Source organism: Microbacterium yannicii PS01, from assembly GCF_000304335.1.
GTDB classification, from domain to species: domain Bacteria; phylum Actinomycetota; class Actinomycetes; order Actinomycetales; family Microbacteriaceae; genus Microbacterium; species Microbacterium yannicii_A.
Genome location: NZ_CAJF01000016.1, coordinates 50,308 through 69,533, shown reverse-complemented (window position 1 = coordinate 69,533; position 19,226 = coordinate 50,308). Strand labels below are relative to the sequence as shown.

The 19,226-nt window shown below is 69.0% G+C and carries 19 protein-coding genes and 1 pseudogene; 6 read left to right on the top strand and 14 right to left on the bottom strand.

All coding sequences use genetic code 11. From position 1 onward, the window contains the following. Positions 1-18 precede the first annotated feature (18 nt). Positions 19-366, top strand: coding sequence for a hypothetical protein (locus tag WYM_RS19935; protein WP_019180851.1), 348 nt, complete (start codon positions 19-21; stop codon positions 364-366). Here WYM_RS19935 and WYM_RS10815 read toward each other — a convergent pair. From WYM_RS10815 to WYM_RS10795, 5 genes are all read right to left on the bottom strand, one after another. Further along, positions 301-1,038, bottom strand: coding sequence for an acetolactate decarboxylase (locus WYM_RS10815; RefSeq protein WP_019180850.1), 738 nt, complete (start codon positions 1,036-1,038; stop codon positions 301-303). The genes WYM_RS19935 and WYM_RS10815 overlap by 66 nt on opposite strands. A gap of 74 nt (positions 1,039-1,112) precedes the next feature. After that, positions 1,113-1,661, bottom strand: coding sequence for a cyclophilin-like fold protein (locus WYM_RS10810; RefSeq protein ID WP_019180849.1), 549 nt, complete (start codon positions 1,659-1,661; stop codon positions 1,113-1,115). After that, a complete protein-coding gene (locus tag WYM_RS10805) occupies positions 1,658-2,071 on the bottom strand; it encodes a (R)-mandelonitrile lyase (protein ID WP_026059737.1) in 414 nt (137 codons plus the stop codon). The genes WYM_RS10810 and WYM_RS10805 overlap by 4 nt, the downstream gene beginning before the upstream one ends. Positions 2,072-2,129: 58 nt before the next feature. Further along, complete coding sequence (locus tag WYM_RS10800; protein WP_019180847.1) at positions 2,130-3,149, bottom strand: zinc-dependent alcohol dehydrogenase family protein; 1,020 nt, start codon at positions 3,147-3,149, stop codon at positions 2,130-2,132. 25 nt (positions 3,150-3,174) lie between these two features. Next, entirely contained in the window at positions 3,175-4,428 is a 1,254-nt protein-coding gene (locus WYM_RS10795) for a multidrug effflux MFS transporter (protein WP_019180846.1), read from the bottom strand. A gap of 101 nt (positions 4,429-4,529) precedes the next feature. Here WYM_RS10795 and WYM_RS19930 point away from each other — a divergent pair. Together WYM_RS19930 and WYM_RS10785 are read left to right on the top strand one after the other, a co-directional pair. Then, a pseudogene (locus WYM_RS19930) lies at positions 4,530-5,425 on the top strand (helix-turn-helix transcriptional regulator). A gap of 36 nt (positions 5,426-5,461) precedes the next feature. Next, positions 5,462-5,731, top strand: a complete 270-nt coding sequence (locus WYM_RS10785; protein WP_019180845.1) for a hypothetical protein — start codon at positions 5,462-5,464, stop codon at positions 5,729-5,731. 29 nt (positions 5,732-5,760) lie between these two features. Here WYM_RS10785 and WYM_RS10780 read toward each other — a convergent pair whose 3' ends face one another. Beyond that, the gene (locus WYM_RS10780) at positions 5,761-6,489 is read right to left on the bottom strand and encodes an alpha/beta fold hydrolase (protein WP_019180844.1); all 729 of its coding nucleotides are present in this window, start codon (positions 6,487-6,489) and stop codon (positions 5,761-5,763) included. Positions 6,490-6,803: 314 nt separating this feature from the next. Between WYM_RS10780 and WYM_RS10775 the strand changes: the two genes are divergently transcribed. Next, positions 6,804-7,865: a DUF998 domain-containing protein gene (locus WYM_RS10775; protein ID WP_237739395.1), complete on the top strand. Its 1,062-nt coding sequence runs from the start codon at positions 6,804-6,806 to the stop codon at positions 7,863-7,865. A gap of 14 nt (positions 7,866-7,879) precedes the next feature. Here WYM_RS10775 and WYM_RS10770 read toward each other — a convergent pair whose 3' ends face one another. Continuing rightward, entirely contained in the window at positions 7,880-9,904 is a 2,025-nt protein-coding gene (locus WYM_RS10770) for a zinc ribbon domain-containing protein (protein WP_019180842.1), read from the bottom strand. A gap of 311 nt (positions 9,905-10,215) precedes the next feature. Between WYM_RS10770 and WYM_RS10765 the strand changes: the two genes are divergently transcribed. Next, complete coding sequence (locus WYM_RS10765; protein ID WP_019180841.1) at positions 10,216-12,516, top strand: BTAD domain-containing putative transcriptional regulator; 2,301 nt, start codon at positions 10,216-10,218, stop codon at positions 12,514-12,516. A 7-nt stretch (positions 12,517-12,523) separates the two neighbouring features. On the opposite strand, the gene WYM_RS10760 is transcribed toward WYM_RS10765, so the two are convergent. The 7 genes from WYM_RS10760 to WYM_RS10730 are packed head-to-tail and all read right to left on the bottom strand — an operon-like array spanning position 12,524 to position 18,820. Next, a complete protein-coding gene (locus WYM_RS10760) occupies positions 12,524-13,084 on the bottom strand; it encodes a phage tail protein (RefSeq protein WP_019180840.1) in 561 nt (186 codons plus the stop codon). A gap of 1 nt (position 13,085) precedes the next feature. Further along, positions 13,086-15,023, bottom strand: a complete 1,938-nt coding sequence (locus WYM_RS10755; protein WP_019180839.1) for a putative baseplate assembly protein — start codon at positions 15,021-15,023, stop codon at positions 13,086-13,088. Then, complete coding sequence (locus WYM_RS10750) at positions 15,020-15,433, bottom strand: GPW/gp25 family protein (protein WP_019180838.1); 414 nt, start codon at positions 15,431-15,433, stop codon at positions 15,020-15,022. Before WYM_RS10750 ends, WYM_RS10755 begins: the two co-directional genes overlap by 4 nt. A gap of 10 nt (positions 15,434-15,443) precedes the next feature. Then, positions 15,444-17,297: a VgrG-related protein gene (locus WYM_RS10745; protein ID WP_019180837.1), complete on the bottom strand. Its 1,854-nt coding sequence runs from the start codon at positions 17,295-17,297 to the stop codon at positions 15,444-15,446. Then, complete coding sequence (locus WYM_RS19925; RefSeq protein WP_019180836.1) at positions 17,281-18,045, bottom strand: LysM peptidoglycan-binding domain-containing protein; 765 nt, start codon at positions 18,043-18,045, stop codon at positions 17,281-17,283. The genes WYM_RS10745 and WYM_RS19925 overlap by 17 nt, the downstream gene beginning before the upstream one ends. Positions 18,046-18,054: 9 nt before the next feature. Beyond that, the gene (locus WYM_RS10735) at positions 18,055-18,498 is read right to left on the bottom strand and encodes a phage tail protein (RefSeq protein ID WP_019180835.1); all 444 of its coding nucleotides are present in this window, start codon (positions 18,496-18,498) and stop codon (positions 18,055-18,057) included. A 19-nt stretch (positions 18,499-18,517) separates the two neighbouring features. After that, complete coding sequence (locus WYM_RS10730; RefSeq protein WP_157525090.1) at positions 18,518-18,820, bottom strand: hypothetical protein; 303 nt, start codon at positions 18,818-18,820, stop codon at positions 18,518-18,520. Between the two features lie 52 nt (positions 18,821-18,872). Here WYM_RS10730 and WYM_RS10725 point away from each other — a divergent pair, with 52 nt between their 5' ends. After that, positions 18,873-19,190 carry a hypothetical protein gene (locus WYM_RS10725; RefSeq protein WP_157525088.1) on the top strand — a complete coding sequence of 106 codons (318 nt, stop codon included), beginning with the start codon at positions 18,873-18,875 and terminating at the stop codon, positions 19,188-19,190. The last annotated feature ends 36 nt before the right edge of the window (positions 19,191-19,226 follow it).

Genomic DNA, 19,226 nt, shown 5'->3' with positions numbered 1-19,226 from the left:
GCGGCTACCGTTGCGGCCATGGACATCCCGCTCGTCGCCGGCACGGTCGCCACCGTGGTGTTCGCGGCGAGCAACCTGCCCATGCTGCGCAAGGCGCTGCGCACCGGCGATGTCTCGTCGTACAGCCTGGTCAGCCTGGCGATGGTCAACGGCGCGAACCTGGTCTACTCCCTGTACATCTTCACGCTGCCGTTCGGCCCCATCTGGGCGCTGCACACGTTCTACCTGGTTTCATGCGCACTGATGCTGTGGCTGTTCCTTCGACAGCGGCACGCGACGCGCGCGGCCCGCCTCCGGGAATCAGCGACGGGCGCCGCCGGCCTCGACGGCGACGATGCGGTGGTCGTCGTCGTGGCTGAGCTCTGACCGGAGGAAGAGCTCGTCGGTGGGCAGCCGAAGGTGCAGCCGGTCGTGAGCGGCCAGTCGCAGCTCAGCCACACCGAGCGTCAGCTGCAGCACGTGGCCGCCGAATGAGCGGTCGTGGGCGAGGAAGTGCAGATGGAGGCCGGCGACGGTGATGCCCTGGTAGATGGCGGGGCTCCACACGCCGACGAGCGTGCCCGCGACATCCTGCCGTTCCGTCTCGACCTGGCCCTTCACGACCTCGGCGAGCGGACGGAAGGGGCGGGCTTCGCGCGGTGTCACGCGGACGCGGATCGCGGCGAAGCGGCCGTCGACGCGCACCGTGTGGAAGAGGTTGCGGCTGACCAGATGGTCCTCGATCGCCGTGACGAAGGCGTCCATCCCGAGGCCGGCGACGTGGATCGCCGGGCCTGCGGGAGCGACGCTCACCACCGCGAACGGCAGAGTCTCGGCATCCGTCATCACGGTCGGCGGCTCGCCGACGGTGCACTCCCACACCTCACCGTCGAGGATCACGACCTCACCTCCGAGCGCGTCGCAGCAGCCGATGCCGAAGTCGCCCAGTTCGCCGACACGCGAGGCGACCAGTCCCGACTCGTAGGCTCCGGCCAGGAGGGCATCGAGCACGGCGAACTGGGTGAGGGCGGCATCGGTCAGCGGAACGCGAGTGGTCACGCTCGCGAGGCTACCGGTCCGGGCGAGCGGCGCCGACCGCGAGACCGGTGCGCTTCCAAGGCGTCTCCGAAGGATCAGCCCACGATCTGGATCGTCACGTCGCCTTCGAGCAGGGAAAGCTGCTCTTCGGCGGCTTCGTAGGTGCCGATGTGGAGGGTGGCGTCGGAGTATTCGATGCCCTCGGCGTTGTAGTAGAAGCCGAGGTTGCCCCACGACGTGAAGTAGATGAGGTCGCCGTCTTCGGGGTCGGATCCCGGAGATCCGGCGTAGTCCAGCTCTCGTGGCAGGTAGGCGATCTTCTCCCTGCTGGCGAACTCCTCGAACGGCACCTGCAGTGGCAGCATGGAGAGGAAGTCGCGCACGCCCGGGCTGTCTTCCCCGATGGTGACGTCGACCGTGGTGCGGTCGGACGTGAAGCGAACGACAGTGCCGATCGGCTCATCGGATGCCTCGACGGCGGCGTTGCGCGACGGTGTCGGCTCTGGCGTGGCCACGGTCGGGATGGGCGCGGCCGATGCTTCCGTCGTGCGTTTCGCCGGCTGGGGATCAGGGACGGGTGCGCATGCGGAGACCGCGGCCACCAGTGCGGCCGCCGTGGCCGCGGCGATGAATCGACGACTCATCGGCCCTCTGCCCGGCCGTGGTAGTCGTCGTCGGAGATGTGCTCTTTCCAGAGGGTGGTCGTCGCGGGATCGTCGCCGGTCTCGAACATGGCGATGTGCTCCATGAAGGTGCCGTCGGCGGATGCGTGCCAGTGGTCTTGCCCGGGCGGAGTGTAGAGGGTCTGACCGGGGTGGACCTCGATGATCTGGCCATCGCGCGTACCGAAGCGGGCGACGCCCTGAGTGACGCGGAGATACTGACCACGGGCATGGGAATGCCAAGCGGTGCGGGCGCCAGGCGCGAACTTGACCACGGCCACCGACATCCGCTGGTCGGCATCGTGGGGTGCGGCGATGATGTCCACCCACACATCGCCGGCGAACTGCTCCGGCGGGTTCTTGACGGTGGGTGCGGTGGGTTCGATGTTCACGAGATCTCCTCCCATGAGGGGGCGGCCGGAGTCCGTGGATCCGGCCGCCCGGTGCTGGTCAGACGGTGAGCAGCACCTTGGTGGCGCGGCGTTCGTCCATGGCCTTGTAGCCTTCGGCGGCGTCCTCCAGCGGCAGGGTCAGGTCGAAGACGGCGCCCGGGTCGATCCTGCGGTCCCAGATCAGCTGGATGAACTCCGGCAGGAAGCGACGCACCGGGGCGGGGCCGCCGTGCAGATGCACGCCGGAGAAGAACAGCTCCAGCCCGTCCAGCGACACGTCATGCGAGACGCCGACGAATCCGACGTGCCCGCCGGGGCGGGCGGAACGGATCGCCTGCTCCATGGCGGCCTGCGTACCGACAGCCTCGATCACCGAGTGTGCGCCGAGTCCGCCGGTGAGCTCCTTGACCCGCGCCACGCCCTCGTCGCCGCGCTCTTCGACGATGTCGGTCGCGCCGAATCGCCGAGCCAGCTCCTGACGGTCGGCATGCCGCGACATCGCGATGATGCGCTTCGCGCCGAGCTCGCGTGCGGCGAGGACCGCGAGCAGGCCCACCGCGCCGTCGCCGACGACGGCGACGGTCTTTCCGGGTCCGACTTCTGCGGCCACGGCGGCGAACCATCCCGTGCCCAGGACGTCCGATGCCGCCAGCAGCGACGGGATGAGGTCCGCGTCGGGCTGCCCCGGGGTGGCGACCAGGGTGCCATCGGCCTGCGGCACGCGGGCGTACTCCGCCTGGGTGCCGATCGTGCCCATCAGGGTGCGGTGGACGCAGTGCGACTGGTAGCCCGCCTGGCAGATCTCGCACGTGTTGTCGGAGGTGAAGAACGATCCGACGACGAAGTCGCCGACCTTGATGGTCTTGACGTCTGCGCCGATCTCGGTCACGACGCCGACGTACTCGTGGCCCATCGGGGCGTCTTCGACGGGCTCCGCGCCGCGGTATGGCCAGAGGTCCGACCCGCAGATGCAGGACGCAGCGAGCCGGATGACGGCGTCGGTCGGCTCGAGGATCGTCGGGTGCTCACGGTCCTCGACTCGCACATCACCGGGTGCGTACATGATGACTCCACGCATGGTGTCGTCCTTTCTTGTTGAGGTTTCAGGAGACCGGTACGGTCTCGGTTGGGGTGTCGGCGTCCGTCCGGGCATCGGTCGCTGCGTGGCGGCGGACGAGCAGCAGGCTCGCCGCTGCGGCGAGGGCCACCGCGACGACCGTCACCACGCCCAGGGGCAGGATGCTGAGGGCACCGGCGACACCGACGAGAGGGGCAGCGACGCCCCCGAACCCGAACCGCACCATGCCGAGCAGCGAGGACGCGGTGCCCGCCATCTGCGGATAATCCGACATCGCCAGCGTGGTCGCCGGGGGTGCGGTCATCGCGACACCGCTGGACAGGGCGAACAGCGACACGATCACCACCCACAGCGGCATGGGGGTCAAGCCCGCCACGAGCACTCCGACTGCTCCCAGTCCCGTGACCAGTACACCCACCGCCAGGATGCCGGGAATGCTCCACCGCTCGGCGGCGCGCCCTGCGAGGTAGCCGAAGACCATGTGGCCGGCGGAGTTCAGACCGAACGCGGCCGCGTACCACTGCGGCGAGAGCCCGTAGATGTCTTGCAGCACATAGGTCGACCCGGCGAGGTACGCGAACAGCGCCGCGTACAGGAATCCCTGGTTGAGCACCGCGCCGAGGAAGATCCGGTCGGCGAGCAAGGTCCGGTAGTCGCGCAGCGTCTGCCCGAATCCGCCGCGGGTGCGCCGGTCCGCCGGAAGCGTCTCGCCGAAGATCGCAAGGGTGAGGACGAGGATCGCCACGCCGATGACGGCGAGGAAGACGAACAGGCCACGCCAGTCGGTGAACGTGTTCAGCAACCCGCCGATGAGCGGTCCCACGATCGCCGCGAATCCGCCGATCACCGTGAGGCTGCCGTAGAACCGGATCAGCCGGCTGCCGGTGAAGATGTCGCGTCCGGAAGCCGTGGCGATGACGATTCCCACACCGCCGGCCAACCCCTGCACCAGCCGGGCGACGATGAGCATCTCGATGCTCGGGCTCAGTGCGCACAGCAGGGACGTGACGATGTAGGCCACGATGCCGATCAGCAGGATGCCGCGCCGCCCGAACCTGTCCGAGATCGGACCGGCGACGAGCTGCCCCGCTGCCAGCCCGATCAGGCACGCCGTCACGGTCAGCTGCGCTACCGAGGTCACCGCGCCCATCTCCGCGGTGAGCGCCGGCAGCGCGGGCAGGTAGAGATCCATCGAGATCGGACCGAACACGGTGAGCACGAGCAGCAGGGTCGGCAGCATCCGGCTCACGGCACGAGCGGGCGGGTTCGGAGCGGTCATGACATCCAGGCTCCCCTGGGTGCCGCGAGCGCGGGAGTCCCTGATGAGAGGTGTACTGACAGGGGACCCCTGATCGGTCCGGCAAGACGTAGCCTCGTGCCATGGACAACCGAGCGGAAGTGCGCGAGTTCCTGATGACGCGCCGGGCCCGGCTCACCCCCGACGCCGCCGGGATCACCGGCGGGGGCAACCGCCGCGTCGCCGGGCTGCGCCGGAGCGAGGTCGCGAGCCTCGCAGGCGTCAGCGTGGAGTACTACTCCAAGCTCGAGCGGGGCGCGATCGCCGGCGCCTCGGCCTCCGTCCTCGACGCCGTCGCCCGGGCCCTGCAGCTGGACGAGACCGAGACCGCGCATCTGCTCGACCTGGCCCGCACCGCCGACGGCATCCCGACCAGCGGCCGCGCTCGCCGGCGCGGCGGCAGACCGAGCGCACCACGACCCAGCCTGCAGTGGGCTCTTTCATCGATCACCGACGGGATCGCGTTCGTCCGCGATCCGCGCCAGAACCTGCTGGCAGTCAACGACCTCGGCCGCGCGTTCTACTTCCCCGTCATCGGCGACGGCGGACGCACCCCCAACCTCGCCCGATTCCAGTTCCTCGATCCCGCGCCCGGGAGTTCTACCCTGATTGGGAGAAATTCGCCGAGATGTGCGTCGCGATCATGCGCGCCGAAGCCGGCCGCGACCCGCACGACAAGGCACTCCAAGACCTGGTAGGAGAGCTCTCCACGCGCAGCGATCACTTCCGCACGCTCTGGGCAGCGCACAACGTGCGCACTCACGGCGCGGGAACCAAGCGATTCCAGCATCCCGTCGTCGGCGAGCTCGTCCTCTCGTACGAGGAGCTGGCGGTCACGGCGGAGCCCGGCAACGTCCTCCTCATCTACACTGCAGAACCCGGCTCCCCCTCGGCCGAACGGCTGCGGCTTCTGGCGTCGTGGAGCGCACAGCATCCGGCCGAGAGCTCGGATCTGGGTCGTGAGAGTCAGACCCGTTAGCGCGAACGGCTGACTGCGTCTGACAGTATCGAAGGCATGTCGAATGCCGTTGAGCGCTCCTCGAATCCCACTGCATGGGCCGCCTTCTGGGTCGCGCTAGCCGGCCTCCTGCTCATGCCGATTCCCCTCTTCATCGGCCTGATCCTCGGCGGTGGGCTGTCGATCGTCGCCGCAGTGCTGGCCGTCATCGCCTTGCTGAAGGGCCTCGCGCGCAGCGGAAAGGGCATCGCGCCCGTCGTCTTCGCCGCGATCTTCATCGCCCTCACCTGGGGCGGGATCTCGTTCGGCGGCGGCATCCTCTGGTGAGTGGCGCCTCTCACCGTTTCGATCTACGGTCAGCTCACTGAGGCCACCGCCGCATGGATCGCGTCGAGCGTGACCTGCGGGTGCGAGATCATCGAGACATGCGAGGCCTCGACCTCGGTCACGGTGGAACCCGCGCGCGCGGCCATCCGGCGCTTCGTCTCGATCGGGATGACCTTGTCCTCAGTGCCGAGCACCGCCCAGCTGGGGATCGACTTCCACGCGGCAGGTCCCGACGGCGTGACGTTCGCGACGATGGATGCCGGACGCTGGGTCGCCGCGATGAGCCACCGGTCGCGCTCCGGCAGGTCCTGTGCGAACGAGTTGTGAACGACGTCGGGCTTGAGCCAGGCATCCGCGGCGCCCTCGGGCGCACCCGGGTAGCCGGCAAGGTCGAGCACCGTCGTCGGGTCCGCCACAGCCAGCGCCGAGCCGGAGCCCTCGAGGATCCCCAGCACCGTCTCGCCCTCGTCGGGGATGAACGCGTCCACGTAGACCAGCGCTCGAACGTCGCCTGCGAGCCCCGCGTTCGTGATCACCGCGCCGCCATAGGAATGGCCGACGAGCACCACCGGACCCGACGTCCGCTGCGCGAGGAATGATGCGACATAGGCGGAGTCACTGGTGAGTCCGCGGAGCTCATTGGGCGGGGCAAGGACGGTGAATCCCTCCCCCTGAAGTGAGGGGATGACGGCGTTCCAACTCGATGAGTCGGCCCAGGCCCCGTGGACGAGGACGATGGCGGGTGTGTTCTCTGGCATTGCGGCTTCCAATCACAGGGCGCCGCAGCGACGGGCGACGCGTCAATGGGGATGTGGATGCGCCCAGATGCCCGACGCATTCGTCACGATAGGGGCGAAAAGTCCGCGCCACCAGAGGTGACTCAGAAGTGCGGCTCACGCACCCTCAGGGCGCTCCCGGTCCCAACCTTGGGGTTTTCTCCGTAGGCAGGCGCTTGAATCCCTGATATGCCGTGCTGGATCATCGGAGGTCACGGCCAAGCCACGAGCACCCCGGGCCGGTTCCTCGGCGGTACGGGGGGCGGGCGTTCGCGTGAGGAGCAGACATCGACGCGGTGACCTCCGCAGTGCCATCGGCCGATGGCGCTGCCTCGACGGCGAGGGCGGAGACCAGCGCGACGTACATCGGCTACGTCCTCGGAGCGCTCGGCGCGATCTACGGATTGATTCTCGGTTTGATCGCGCCCGACGAGATGTTCGCGGAAGGGCCGTCGTCGTTCTCGCTCTGGGCGGCAACGGGTGCGGGCTGCGCTGCGGCTGCGGCGGCGGGCGTCGGCTTCATCCGCTCTCGCGATCTTCCCGGGCAGGAGTGGCGACGCTCGCTCGCCGCGTGGACGTTCGCGGTCAACACCCTCTCCGTGGTGCTCGTGCACGCGGTGCTTGCATTCATCGTGGTCTACGTGATCTACCGGCTCGTCGGGCTCGGCTTCATCGGACTGCCGGTGCACCTCATGTGGTCCGTGGTCATGATGGCCGTGACGGCGGGAGTGACGGGGCAGCAGACGTACCGCTCGGTGTCGAGGATGTCGACCCAGCGGCTCTCATCGCTCGTGCGCACGTTCATCGCCTTCGGGGTCATCACCGCCATGGCGATCTCTCCGGAGTCCGACTGGTGGAAGGTTCACTTCAGTCACCTGGGCACCTTCCACGATCTGTCCAGTCTCTTCTTCAATGGGACGCTCGTCGTAGGCGGGCTGCTGGTGAGCACCTTCGCGGTCTACATCGCTCACGACATGCGTGCCCTCGTGCAGGCCGGAGTGCTCGCCACCGCACGTTCGCCACGCGTCGTCTCGACGCTGTTCGTCGTCATGGGCATCGCCTTCGCCGGCGTCGGCCTCTGCTCGGTCGACGTCAACCGGGTTATTCATGACATCGCAGCACTCGGACTCGCGGCAACCTTCCTCACGCTCCTGATCGCGAGCCCGAAGCTGCTCCGCGGAATGCCCCCTGCGTACTTCATGTCGACCTGGGTGATCCTGGCAGCCACGATCGCCGCGGCCGGGATGTTCGCGCTCGGAGTGATCACACTGACGGCGATCGAGATCATCGTGTTCGTGCTGATCTTCGCCTGGATCGCTGTTTTCACGCGGTTCCTGGGTGTCGCCGGACGCCCGTAGCGGCTCTCTGAGTGTCAGTCCGGAGGACGGAGAAGGATCTCCCCGATGTAGGCGAGCACCGCGCCCGCCACGACGACGGGGATGCCGAAACCCAGCCCTGTCAGTGTCGCGTCGGTAAAGCGCCCCGACACGATGTAGGCCACGCTGAGCAGCACTGCGAGGATCGCGGATTTCCGCGTGAGACCGCCCTTCCCAGCCAGCCCGAAGAGCATCCCCACACCCAGCAGTGCCAGGGCGATGCGAAGCGGCGTCTCTGCGGCTGTGATTCCGTCTGAGAGCGGATCGTCCGAACCGGTGAGACTGTTGACATCGACTGCGGCGAACAGGAAGTGCATATCCGGAGTCCATTTCAGGGCTCCGACGAGCACCATCAGCGCGCCGAGCACGACGAGCCACCTGCCTGCGGGCCGCCGACGGTCGGGCCCGGTCTGCATCAGCTCTGCACTCGCCGTGAGGCGCTGCGTCCCGTCCGAGACGAGCACCGCGATGCGACGCACTCCGATTTCGCGCGGCCGCGGATGTGGGCTGGACACGGACATGCGGGCATGGCCGACCGAGCCCGGTGCGACGGTCAGGCGCGGGGGCGTGAACCTGGTCCGCACCAGTCCGTCGTCGGAACGCCCGGCGAGCACCACGTTGAGCGGCTGGGCACTGCGACGATTGTCGACCTCGATGGAGAACTCTCCCTCGCCTCGCTTGCCGATGTCCAGCTTCTCGGGATGAGCGCGCACCTCGGCCGTCGCCATGGCGCCGGCTGACGTCGCGATCTCGAGCGACGCCGAGGTCTCGACGTCGGTCGTCCCGTCGGAGGCGATCACCGTGAACGGATGACTTTCGCTCGAGCCGTGCGGCGGAAGATTCGCGCGGACCCGGCCGTGCGCTCTTGTGACCTGGCCGGCTGCGGCGACGAAACGCGCCGGCGCGAATGCGAACGACAGGCGCCGCTCCGGGTCTCTGCCTGACAGCACGACCGTGACCCCCGAGTGGCCGCCGCGGTTGTCGACGTGCACTTCGAAGTCGGCCTCAGTGGCGTCGATGAGACGAATGCTGCTGGGCTCCACCTGCACGCGGATAGGCGCATCGGCCGGGGCAGCGGCAGTGCTCTGCACGAGCGTGAGGGTCGTGGTGATCGACTCCTCGTCGTTCGTCGCCGTCACCGTGAGCTGGCGGTTCAGCTGCTGGCCGGGCGCAGGCTGTGGCGCTGTGAACGACACGGGAACCTCCACCATCGCCCCGGCGGGCACCTCCACCACGTCGGGGGTGAATACGAAGCTCACGACGCCCTCCGGGTCGCCGCCGCCCATGCCGACGGTCTGAGGGTAGTTCGCGGCCCGGTTGTCGAGCCGAACCGAGAACTCACCGGAACCCGCGCCATCAAGCCGGATGAGCGTCGGCCGAGCCTCGAGCGTGGGACGGGGTCCGTGCGGCGGAACCGTCACGACGACGCTCACAGCGGCGTTGCGTTCGGGATCCTCCATCGATCGCACCACCACCGTGAGCGGAACCCGCTGTGCGACCACCATGGTGTCGTCACGTAAGCCGACGGAAAGCGCAACGCTGCCGACTTCTCCGGGCATAAGGTGCACGTCCGGGTGTGCGACTGCCAGCCAGGACGGGGGGTCGAGCGCCTCGAGCACGTAGCCATCGACGATGGTCAGGGTGTTCTCTATCGTGAAGGCGACGTCGGCCGGTGCATCGGGAGTCACGACGACTTCGGGCTCCTCAGCCGTCACCGTGAGGGAACCGCGCGCGGGCTGCGCGAGATCGGCGGATGATCGGCCGGCGGCGGCGACCTCCGCAGTGGCAGCGACGGAGTCTGGCGTTTCCGGTGCTCTCGTGGCCGTCGAACCCGCCGCGCCAGGGATCGGGGCGGGCTCTGCCGGCACCATCCCCACGACGGTCGGGATCGTCCCCGTGAGGGCTTCGCCGTCGAGCGTGGAGGCTCCGACATCCCAGCCGAGGTAGCTATCGCAGTTCTTGCAGAAGCGCGCATCGGCGTCGTTCCTCGTGCCGCAAACCCCACAGATGCGTTCGGCCATCCTCGTCCCTCCGGTCGGGACATCGAGATCGTTCGGTCACGATACTGCTGATGGTACGGATCCCTGCATGCAGGGTTCCAGTCCGATGCCTCAAGGGGCACTGATCGCTGCCTTCCTTCAACGCCGGCCGGCACTACCCCGTATACGCCGCGTTCCCAGAGGGCTAGATTGTGTTCCATCGGAACCCGAACCGACGGCATCGTCACGGTAGGGGGTCGCCAGTGCGTCAGCCGGGGGTTGCGGGCCTCGAGCAGGACAGCGGACGGGAAGTGGTCCCGGCGCGCCTGGAGCGCCGTCTCCAAGAACCGTGCGTGTTCGTCGTGGCGCCGAGCGGCGCAGGCAAGTCGACGCTCCTGCGTCGGTTGAGCAAGTCTCGCGACCACGCCGTGATCATCCATCTCGGCCGAGCGTGTCGCGATCCTTCGGGCCTGAGTGCCGCACTCGATGTGGCGATCGCCGGCTTCGAAGGCGCTGAGGCGTTCACCACACTCGCGATCGACGACGTGCAGATCGCAACCGGCACGCGAGACGAACCGGCGCTTGAACGGATAGCCGCCCGCTGCGACTCTGAACACCACGTCATCCTCGCTTCGCGCCTCCCGCTCAGCACGGAGCTCACCAACGCGTGCGCGACCGAGCCCGACGTTGTCAGCGCGCCGGACCTCGTGCTGCGCATCGACGAGGTCGCCGAAGCCTTCCTGGCGGTCGGCGGCCACGCTCTACCGCTCGAGACCGCTTCTCACGTGGTGTTCGAGACATCCGGCTGGGCGGGGCCGGTGCACGACCTCGCAATCCAGTCACGATTCATCGATGCCGAGGCGCTCGAGAACGCCGTCGAAGTCGCACTGCAGGGCGACTTCGCGGCGCTTCGACTCGAGCGGGCTCTGCGCGCACTCCCTCCCCGAGTCGTGCGGTCGCTCGAACGCACGAGCGCCCTTCCCACGCTGGAATTCGGCACTTGTGCCAGATTGCTGGGTGCTGATTCGGCGACGGAGCTTCTCGAAGCCGTCGACGGCGGAGCCGTCATGCACGTGAGACAGTTCGGATCTCGGGTACTGCCGCCGATTCTGCGCCGACATCTGCGCGCACGGGCCGGATTGGACCCGGAGATCGCGCTGGCGTCGCCACCGCCGATCGGAGTGCCGGTCGGGCCCTGGTCGACGGCCTTCGACGACGCGATGACGCGACTCCGCCGCGGTGATGTGGTGGGCGCCGTGCCGCTCCTGCAGCTCGCGTTGCGAACGCCCGCCAGCGACTCGCCCCATCCGATGGCGCGTCTTGCGCTCCTGATGATCCGCGAGCAGCTCGTCCCACGCGAGACGACGCTCGATGCGCTCGCCGCACTGGAGCGCGATTGCGTCGCACTCGGGCGCGACGCGCAGGCGCGCGTCGTCCGTGGTGCCGTCGCTGCGACATCCGATCTCCCCGACCGGTCCGCTCCAGAGGTCATCGCGGAGTGCGATGCGCGCGGCGAGGCCACAGGCGCTGCCGTCACAGCCGGACTGCAGTTCGTTGTCCGCGCACGACGGGGGCGGGCCACGGCTGTACAGGCGAGTGCGCTCACCACACGGCTCGAGCGACTGGAGCTCACGGACGTCGCGGCGTGGCCTCGCGCGGCCGGGGCGCTCTTGGCCGCGGCATCCGGCTCCGTTGACGCCCGTCGTCAGATCATCGACGCCGAAACCGCATCGATAGCAACCGGCCTCGATGGAGTCCGCGCGTTCATCGACGTCGCCCGCGCCCGCGTGGGGCCGGCCACCAGCGTGCCGGCTCTCACCGCATCCGCCCGGCGGCGCGCGATGGATGCGGGGCTGCCCCGGCTGCCGACCGCCTTGGTCCGCGGGGCGCTGGCCGGCGAAGCCACCGCGGCCCCGGCTGCGGAAGCTGATCCGCGCTCTCCCCATCTCACCGTCAGCTGCTTCGGCGGATTCCGCCTCTGCGCGGACGGGGCCGAGATCGACCTCAGGATCGTGCGCCCCCAGGCGCGTGCCCTGCTGCGGATGCTCGCCCTCAACGCCGGCGCACCCGTGCACCGCGAACTCATCGCCGACATCCTGTGGGCCGACCTCGGCCTCGACTCAGCCGTGCACGCCCTGCACGTGAGCGTCTCAAGCCTGCGACGCTCACTTCCCGCCGAGATGGTCGGCGCGGCGGTATCCATCGTCGAGCGGGTGGGCGAGGCATACCGCCTCGGCCTCGGCGACCGTCACGACTGCGACCTCGCGGACTTCGACGATCGACTCGCCGAAGCGGCCGCCGCCAAGGTGCGGCGCGACTCCGGCGCCGCGGCCGACGGCCTGCGCAGCGCGCTTGCCCGGTATGTCGGGGACGTGCTCCCCGAAGACGGGCCGGCCGAGTGGGTGACGGGCGCGCGCGAGCGCTACCGAGTACGCGCAGCAGAGGCTGCGTCGTCGTTGGCGCACCTCGAGCTGCGCCTCGGTGACGCCCGCGCCGCGGTCGCGGCCGCAAGCCGTGCCGTGGAGATCGACCCCTGGCTCGACGAGTCCTGGCGCACCCTCGTACTGGTACACCGCAGATCGGGTGACGTCGTAGCCGCGGCCCGCACGGAGGAGGGATACCGCAGCATGCGTGTCGCGCTCGGGGTGGACTGAGCCCTGGTCAGCGAGAACGTTCGGTCACGGAGACCTCAAGATGTGTCGGCAGGTACGCCGGCACGACGCTCGCCGCCACGCGCTCCAGTCGCCGCGCCAGTTCCGCAGGGTCGCCGCCCGCCACGGTGATCGTGATGACGAGCGCGGGGTCGTCCGCGCCGGGCAGTGACGCACCCGGTTCGGTCGACCACGACGTGCCCCCTGACTCCGTCACCTCGACGACAGCATCGGGACCGGCAGCGAGTCGCAGGGCGTCGTGGATACCTCCGACAGTTCCCACACGCCGGTGCAGCCGCGCCGCGTCGGCGACGATGCGGCGCCGTTGCGCTTCGGGCCACTCCTCGTCGATCGCGACATTTACCCAGCCGCCGAGCCACTCCAGGAAGTCGGGTGGCGCGTACGCGGGCCGGATGTACGCTTCGAGGTTGTCGAGCGTGGCGAACACCGGCGCTATGGCGTCGTCGAAGGCGGGCAGCGCCCGGTTGAGGAACTCATCCTCCTGCAGAATGGCGGGAAGCCGGGTGATCATCGGTGCGGGGCTCGCGAGCCGCGGGACGATGCCGCGCATGTCAGACACCCGCCATCACGCGAACGCGGTGCTCGAAACTGAATACCAGCGCGTTCGTTCCGATCTCGATCCGCTGTGCGGGCTCGCCGCGCCTGCCTGTTGCGGGGTCCGCCGTGAAGAGCAGAACCTCATCGACAAGCTCCGTGCCGGGCAGCGACTGCAGTACCGAGTACACCTCCCCCGCGAGGACGGGTCTGCCGAAAGGCCAGCCCGTACCCTTCGACCCGCCCCGGATCGGATCGAAATAGCGATACAGCGCCGCGAGGGCATCGGCGCGGAGTCGATCGACGGCCACCCTCGGATGGGCGACGAGCTTCGCGACCACGGTGATGCCCTGGTAGTCGGGCCCTTCGATCAACAGCCGCGTACCCGCGAGCCTCCGCGGTTCGAGCTCTTCGGCGATGGCGCCGAGAAGTTGGGCGCCAGGTACCAGGTCCTCGAACTCGATGCGGCCGTCGCTTCCGATCGCGGCAGTGGGCACGACCAGCAGGCGCACTCCGAGCGCTTCCGGCGCGGCGACCGCGTGGGCGCGCGCCACCCCGGGCGCGGCGCGCTTGGCGAGCTGCTCGTAGTCCTCGAGCGTCACGGCGCGATCGCGGGTGCGCAGCGCGAGCGGCCCGCGCACCTTCGCCTCGTCGACGGTCTCGCCGTCGGTGCCGTCGTGTGCGGCCGCGCGGTTCTCGGCGCCCCGCACATACGGCACCGTCGACCGCAGCACCGAGAGCGATCCCGCGGCGACGTTGCCGCTCCGCCCACCTCCGACGCGGTACCGCGGTACCCGCAGGGGCGCTCCCTTCGGCGGGACGCCGCCGTAAGTGCGCAGAGTGCCGTCCGGCTCCCGGACGGCGGGCGGGAACGTCACGATCGCCCGCGCTCGGTCGACCATCACATTGCGGCCCTCTTCCTCCGATCCGGCGAAGGAGTCGATCTCGATCCAGTCGTCCCATCCGCTTCCGGAGCCGACCTCGACGACGAACGGCTCGCCGTCGTCGACCACGGGTCGTTCCTGAAGCTCGAACGACTGACCGGGCACGCCTTCCGAGAGGCCGAGAATCTCGTCGTCGATCGTGCGAGCATGCATGGCCTGCACCACCGCGCCCACCGTCGCGGCCGACGCCTCGCGGACCAGCGGCGGCGACTTGTATCGCGGAACCCCCTCGTCGCGTTCGATGATCCGGCACCGCAGCCATCCGGCGCGTTCCTCTCCGATGAGGGATGCGACGTGGTCGCGCGCCACGATGACGACGATTTCGCCCGGCTGGTTGAGTCCGCCCGTGCGGTCCGAGACGAGATCGCACCGCGACCAGCCCGTGCCATTCCACGACTCCCAGACGGTGGGTGGATCCAGGGGATCCACGCCGACCCCACGCACCGCGCAGTCCAGCTGGAGCCCGACCGCCAGTCCGGGTGCCGGCTCGTCCAATCCGAGAAGGAACTCGTCGCCGACCTTCGGCGGATTCGCGAACGCGTCGAAGGAATCCACGCCCGGCCGGGCGCCTCGCACCGTGAGCTCCTCGCCCGACCGGGTGCCGATGCGGGCGAGCCTCCGCGGCGGGATGGCGAGGTCCGCCGTCGTCTGGAACACGGTCGATTCAGTCTGCTCGGTGCGGGGTGTGCCGACCTCGGTGTGCTCCGGCACGATGATCACGTCATCCCTGGGCGCGGCGAGCCAGAACACGAGATCGGCTCGCGCGGCCGTCGGCGGGAAGAGCGTCGTGCCGATGAGGTCGAGGAAGGCGATGTACAGCTTGTCGGGTACCCGATTCAGGCGGTAGAGGAGCTCATCGGTCATGAATGCGAACGTCTCGATAAGGGTCACGCCGGGGTCGGAGACATTGTGATCCGACCACTCGGGACACCGTGCGGCGACGAGGCGCTTTGCGTCGTCGACGAGGTCCTGGAACCGGCGGTCGTCGAGACGCGGAACAGGAAGGGTCATGGCAGTCGCTCCGATGCGCGGTCGGGAATCACGTAGAACGGGAACACGAGATTGCGAGGGTCGTTGGAACCGCGGATCGCGTAGCCGATGTCGATGAGCAGGACGCCGTCGTCGGTCCGATCGAAGGTCACGGTGACACCGGTCACGTCGATCCGCGGCTCCCAGAACGCGAGTGCGACACGAACGGCGTCGCCGACGGCACCGGCCGTCGCCGCATCTGCCGGCGCGAAGACGTAGTCGTGCACTGCGCATCCGAATTCCGGTCGCATCGGTCGCTCGCCGGGTGCGGTAGCCAGGATCAGCCGAATGCTCTCTTCGATCTCGTGCGCGTCCGACGAGAGCGCGATGCGCCCTGCCGCGTCGGCGCGCACGGGGAACGACCAGCCTCTGCCGACGAACTCCTGCGACATCGATGTCTCCTCAGTTGATCTTGACCATGCCGCCCTTGACGACGGTCACGCCGGATGCCGAGAGTTCGGCGGAGCCCGCCGCCTTCACGGCGACTGCGGCCCCGGTGAGATCGAGCGTCGCCGATCCGTCGACCTTCACCTTCGGGGCCGAGATGGTGAGCTCGGACGACGCGTCGAGCGCGATATTCATTGCCGCGAGGGAGATGGCGCCCTGGCCGGCGGTCACGGTCGCGTCGCCGTCGACGGTGACCGTCGCGTCCCGTTTGGCGACGACCGAGACCGATCCCTCGGCGACGATCTGGATGCCCTTCTCCGCGGTCTGTGTGAGGGTGACGTGCTGTGCGCCCCCGTTCGAGGAGATGCGGACGGATTCCTCCCCCGCGCGTTCGAGGAACTCTGCCACCATGCCGGTGCGGGAGGTGAAACTGCGTCTGACCACGCTGCCCGACTCGACGAACGAACCCCAGCCGCCCTGGGGCAGGTCCTTGCCGTTGTAGAGCCCGCCGAGCACGACGGGACGGTCGAAACGCCCCGCCTCGAATGCGACGAGCACCTCGTCGCCGACCTCAGGCAAGATGACCGCGCCACGCTCGGCGCCGGCGCCCGGCTGTGCGAGTCTCGCCCACCCGCTCACGTAGTCGTCGGAGAGCGAGGGGAAGGTGAGCCGCACCCGCCCGTCGTGCCCGGCGTCGCTCCCGGACACGTCGCTGACCAAGGCGCTGACGACACCCGGCACCGTGAGCCCGACAGCGGCGCCCTCCGGGCGTGAGCCCACCCCGAGCAGCGAGCGGTCGGATGCGTCGCTGACGGTGAGAGTCGTCGTGTACCCCTGCTCGGAGCTGAACTCGTGCCGGGACTCGGTGACCGTGTAGCGGCCGTCGAAAGGCACGCCGAACCCCCGGAGCCGTATGGCCACGCCGGAACGGATCAGCGGATTGCCGAGGATCTGCGCCTCGACCTCTGCGAAGCCGCCGGCGATGCGTGCGGCGATCGCCTCGGCGAGCCGATCCTGCGGCTGCTGCGCGCCGACGCCGGCACCGCTGACGTAGCGGGGACTCTCGAACACGTCGGCGACCTTCGACGGGTCGATCGTCGGCAGCTCCGTCGTTCTCGTCTTCGCGGGTGCCGTCGCGACGACCTTCGCCTTGGACGCGACATCCCATCCCCGCACCTCGACTTCCGAGACCTGCTCGGCGCTGGTGATGGTCGCGTGCAGATACGTCGTGTTGCGCCCGTGCTCGACGACCACTGGATCGTCGTCGGCGTTCGCCGCGCTCGACCCAGCCGTGGATGCGTTCGTCGGTGGGCCGAACTGCAGCTTCTTGTCGACGACCGAGAACACGCACCCGGACGCGTCCGCGAGCCGCTTCAGGAACACCCAGTCGGTGATGTTGTCCTGCGTCGTGTGCGCCATGATCGTGGCTGGCCCGCTGACCGAGCCGACTTTGATTCCGGCGCGCTGGGCCACCTTCTGCACGATGTCGGCGACCGACATGTCGACGTAGGCCGCGACCCGGCGGCCACGGAACAGGCGGTGCGACGGGTCGAGGCCGCGCACGCGCGTGCGCAGCTCCCCGCTCACGTCCTCGCGGTCCAGGGCGGTGACCTCGGCGTCGAGCAGTTTCCGGGGTCCGTCGCCCCCGTTCTGGGAGACGGCGAGCGTGACGGCGGCCCCGATGGCGAAGCCGCCCTGTTCGAGCACGATCCCGGCGGAGTCGACGAACTCGAGCTCGAACGAGTCCGGAAGGTTCGCCGCATCCGTCATCCGGCTACGCTCGAGCAGGCTCGCGACCGCCGGAGGGAGAGGATCTCCCCCGACCGAGACGAGCAGAAGGCTCGTGTAGGTCTCAGTGGAGGCGGGCACGGAGCACCTCCCGCCGAGCGGTCTCGCGGCCCTCACTGTGCGACAGCTCCTCGAGGGTGGGAATGAGCACGATGCGCCCCGGGCGCAGGCGGAGCGGGTCATCGATGCCGTTGACCTCAGCGAGCGTGCGCCAGTGCGCCGGGTTGCCATACTCCTGATAGGCGATGGCCGCGAGCGAGTCGCCCTCGCGGAGCGTGTGCGCATGGCGGGGCTGCAGGCCCCCTGACGTGGGATTCTGCTTCTTCGGCTCGTTCGCCAATTCCTCGAGAGCGACCGTGCAGACCGCTCGGAGCGGCTTGCCGTCGGGCGAGAAGAGCGTGTACTTCGCCGACACGCTCTTGATGTAGCCGACGAATCCCGTGAGCACTCCCCAGGTGAACTTCACCCACGGGGCCGACGGCTTGTCACCGTCCTTCGACGCACTCGTCGGTGTGCACGCCTGGAACAGCGCCTCGACGTTCTTCACGACGCTGCCGTCCCGTTGACGCGTCTCGTCGAAGTACATCTCGACGCTCATCTTCTGCGGGTCGGGACCCTGATAGGTCGCGGGAGGCGCGGATGCCGCCTTCTTCTGGTTCTTGCTCTCCCATTTCGCCGACTTGGCGATGGTCAGCTCCTTGGGGTTCAACTGGAACTCGATCGTGGTGAGGAGCGCACCGACCTTGCCCGGGGTCTGTCCAGGCTCATGCACGTCGATCGCAGCGTGAACGAGGCTCTTCGTGTCGGAAGCGGTGTTGGTGATGGGCATGGTTGCGCCTCAGTAGGTCGATCCGGTGTTGACGAACCCGTTGTGGGCGATCTCGAGCGTCTCGGTGAGCACCTTCGGCTGGTCGGCGTTCAGACTCGGTCCGCTCCAGCGCACGGGGATGACGTCATGCAGGTCGTACGTCGCGACGGTCTGACCGTCAGCGGTCTTCGCCTCGATGTGACCTGTGCCTCGCGAGAAGCCCGAGACGGCGGCGACGACCCAGTTCAGGATCTTGTCGGCGGACTGCTTGCTCACCGGCCGGGTGAGCTTGATGTTCGGATACTTCAACCGCGTCGGAAACTGCCAGATGAATCCGTTGTTGCCGCCCTCTTCGCGCGACTCCAGCACGACTTCCACGCCGATGCCGTCACAGCTCGAGAAGTCCCCGAGGTCCTGCTCGTCGAGGTGCACGAGGTAGTGCACGCCGACGGCGATCTCGGTGTCGGTGAGCATGGTTCCCCCTCCCCGTGCCTTAGATCCCGTCGATGCGAATGCCGCGTCGCTCACGGTCGAGCAGCAGTTCAGCCTTGATCCGGCGCACGAGTGGGCCGTAGAGCTTGCGCACGAGCTGTTCGACGTTGTCGGGGGCTCCAGCGGTGGCCGCCTCCCCCGCGGTGGACAGCGCCTGCCCCGCCCGCGTCAGCGTGTCCGACGCGGAACGCGCCGCATCCGATGCCTCCGGCACTGCTTCGGTGGCACGAGACCGGAGCTCATCGGCCGACGGGAGATCCGGCGCGCGCGACGCCAGGGAGGACAGGTCCGGGGTTGACGGCATCGGGGGCGCGAGGGACGAGAGGTCAGGTGCCGACGGGCGTGAGGGAAGGCTGGTGGGAAGGCCGAACGTGCGCTGCACCGGGACGGACGCGGCGACACTCGGCTGCCCGCGCCGGGTCGTGATCGGGGCCGGCACCCAGACAGCAGCGGCCGTGCCCGTCCGCACGGACGTGACCGCAGCGGGGGATGCCGGCGCGGCCGAACCCGTTGCGTTCGTCGCAGCCGACGGCTCCGTGGGCGAGGGCGCGGTGATCGAACGGGCCACCGACACTCGTTGCCGCGGCGCTGTGGCCGGCGATGAAGTCATCGCTGCCGCCTCGCCCGGCGTCGCGGACTCCACGAACGCGGAGTCGGACGTCGTGGTCGCGTGAGCCGGAGGCGCGGCGTCACGGTCCGCCTCGCCGCTG

Coding starts and splice junctions, on each gene's coding strand:
- WYM_RS19935 (WP_019180851.1), top strand. CDS start 19: ATGGACATCCCGCTCGTCGCCGGCACGGTCGCCACCGTGGTGTTCGCG.
- WYM_RS10810 (WP_019180849.1), bottom strand. CDS start 1,661: ATGAGTCGTCGATTCATCGCCGCGGCCACGGCGGCCGCACTGGTGGCC.
- WYM_RS10800 (WP_019180847.1), bottom strand. CDS start 3,149: ATGCGTGGAGTCATCATGTACGCACCCGGTGATGTGCGAGTCGAGGAC.
- WYM_RS10795 (WP_019180846.1), bottom strand. CDS start 4,428: ATGACCGCTCCGAACCCGCCCGCTCGTGCCGTGAGCCGGATGCTGCCG.
- WYM_RS10785 (WP_019180845.1), top strand. CDS start 5,462: ATGTCGAATGCCGTTGAGCGCTCCTCGAATCCCACTGCATGGGCCGCC.
- WYM_RS10780 (WP_019180844.1), bottom strand. CDS start 6,489: ATGCCAGAGAACACACCCGCCATCGTCCTCGTCCACGGGGCCTGGGCC.
- WYM_RS10770 (WP_019180842.1), bottom strand. CDS start 9,904: ATGGCCGAACGCATCTGTGGGGTTTGCGGCACGAGGAACGACGCCGAT.
- WYM_RS10760 (WP_019180840.1), bottom strand. CDS start 13,084: ATGCGCGGCATCGTCCCGCGGCTCGCGAGCCCCGCACCGATGATCACC.
- WYM_RS10755 (WP_019180839.1), bottom strand. CDS start 15,023: ATGACCCTTCCTGTTCCGCGTCTCGACGACCGCCGGTTCCAGGACCTC.
- WYM_RS10750 (WP_019180838.1), bottom strand. CDS start 15,433: ATGTCGCAGGAGTTCGTCGGCAGAGGCTGGTCGTTCCCCGTGCGCGCC.
- WYM_RS19925 (WP_019180836.1), bottom strand. CDS start 18,045: ATGCCCATCACCAACACCGCTTCCGACACGAAGAGCCTCGTTCACGCT.
- WYM_RS10735 (WP_019180835.1), bottom strand. CDS start 18,498: ATGCTCACCGACACCGAGATCGCCGTCGGCGTGCACTACCTCGTGCAC.
- WYM_RS10730 (WP_157525090.1), bottom strand. CDS start 18,820: ATGCCGTCAACCCCGGACCTGTCCTCCCTGGCGTCGCGCGCGCCGGAT.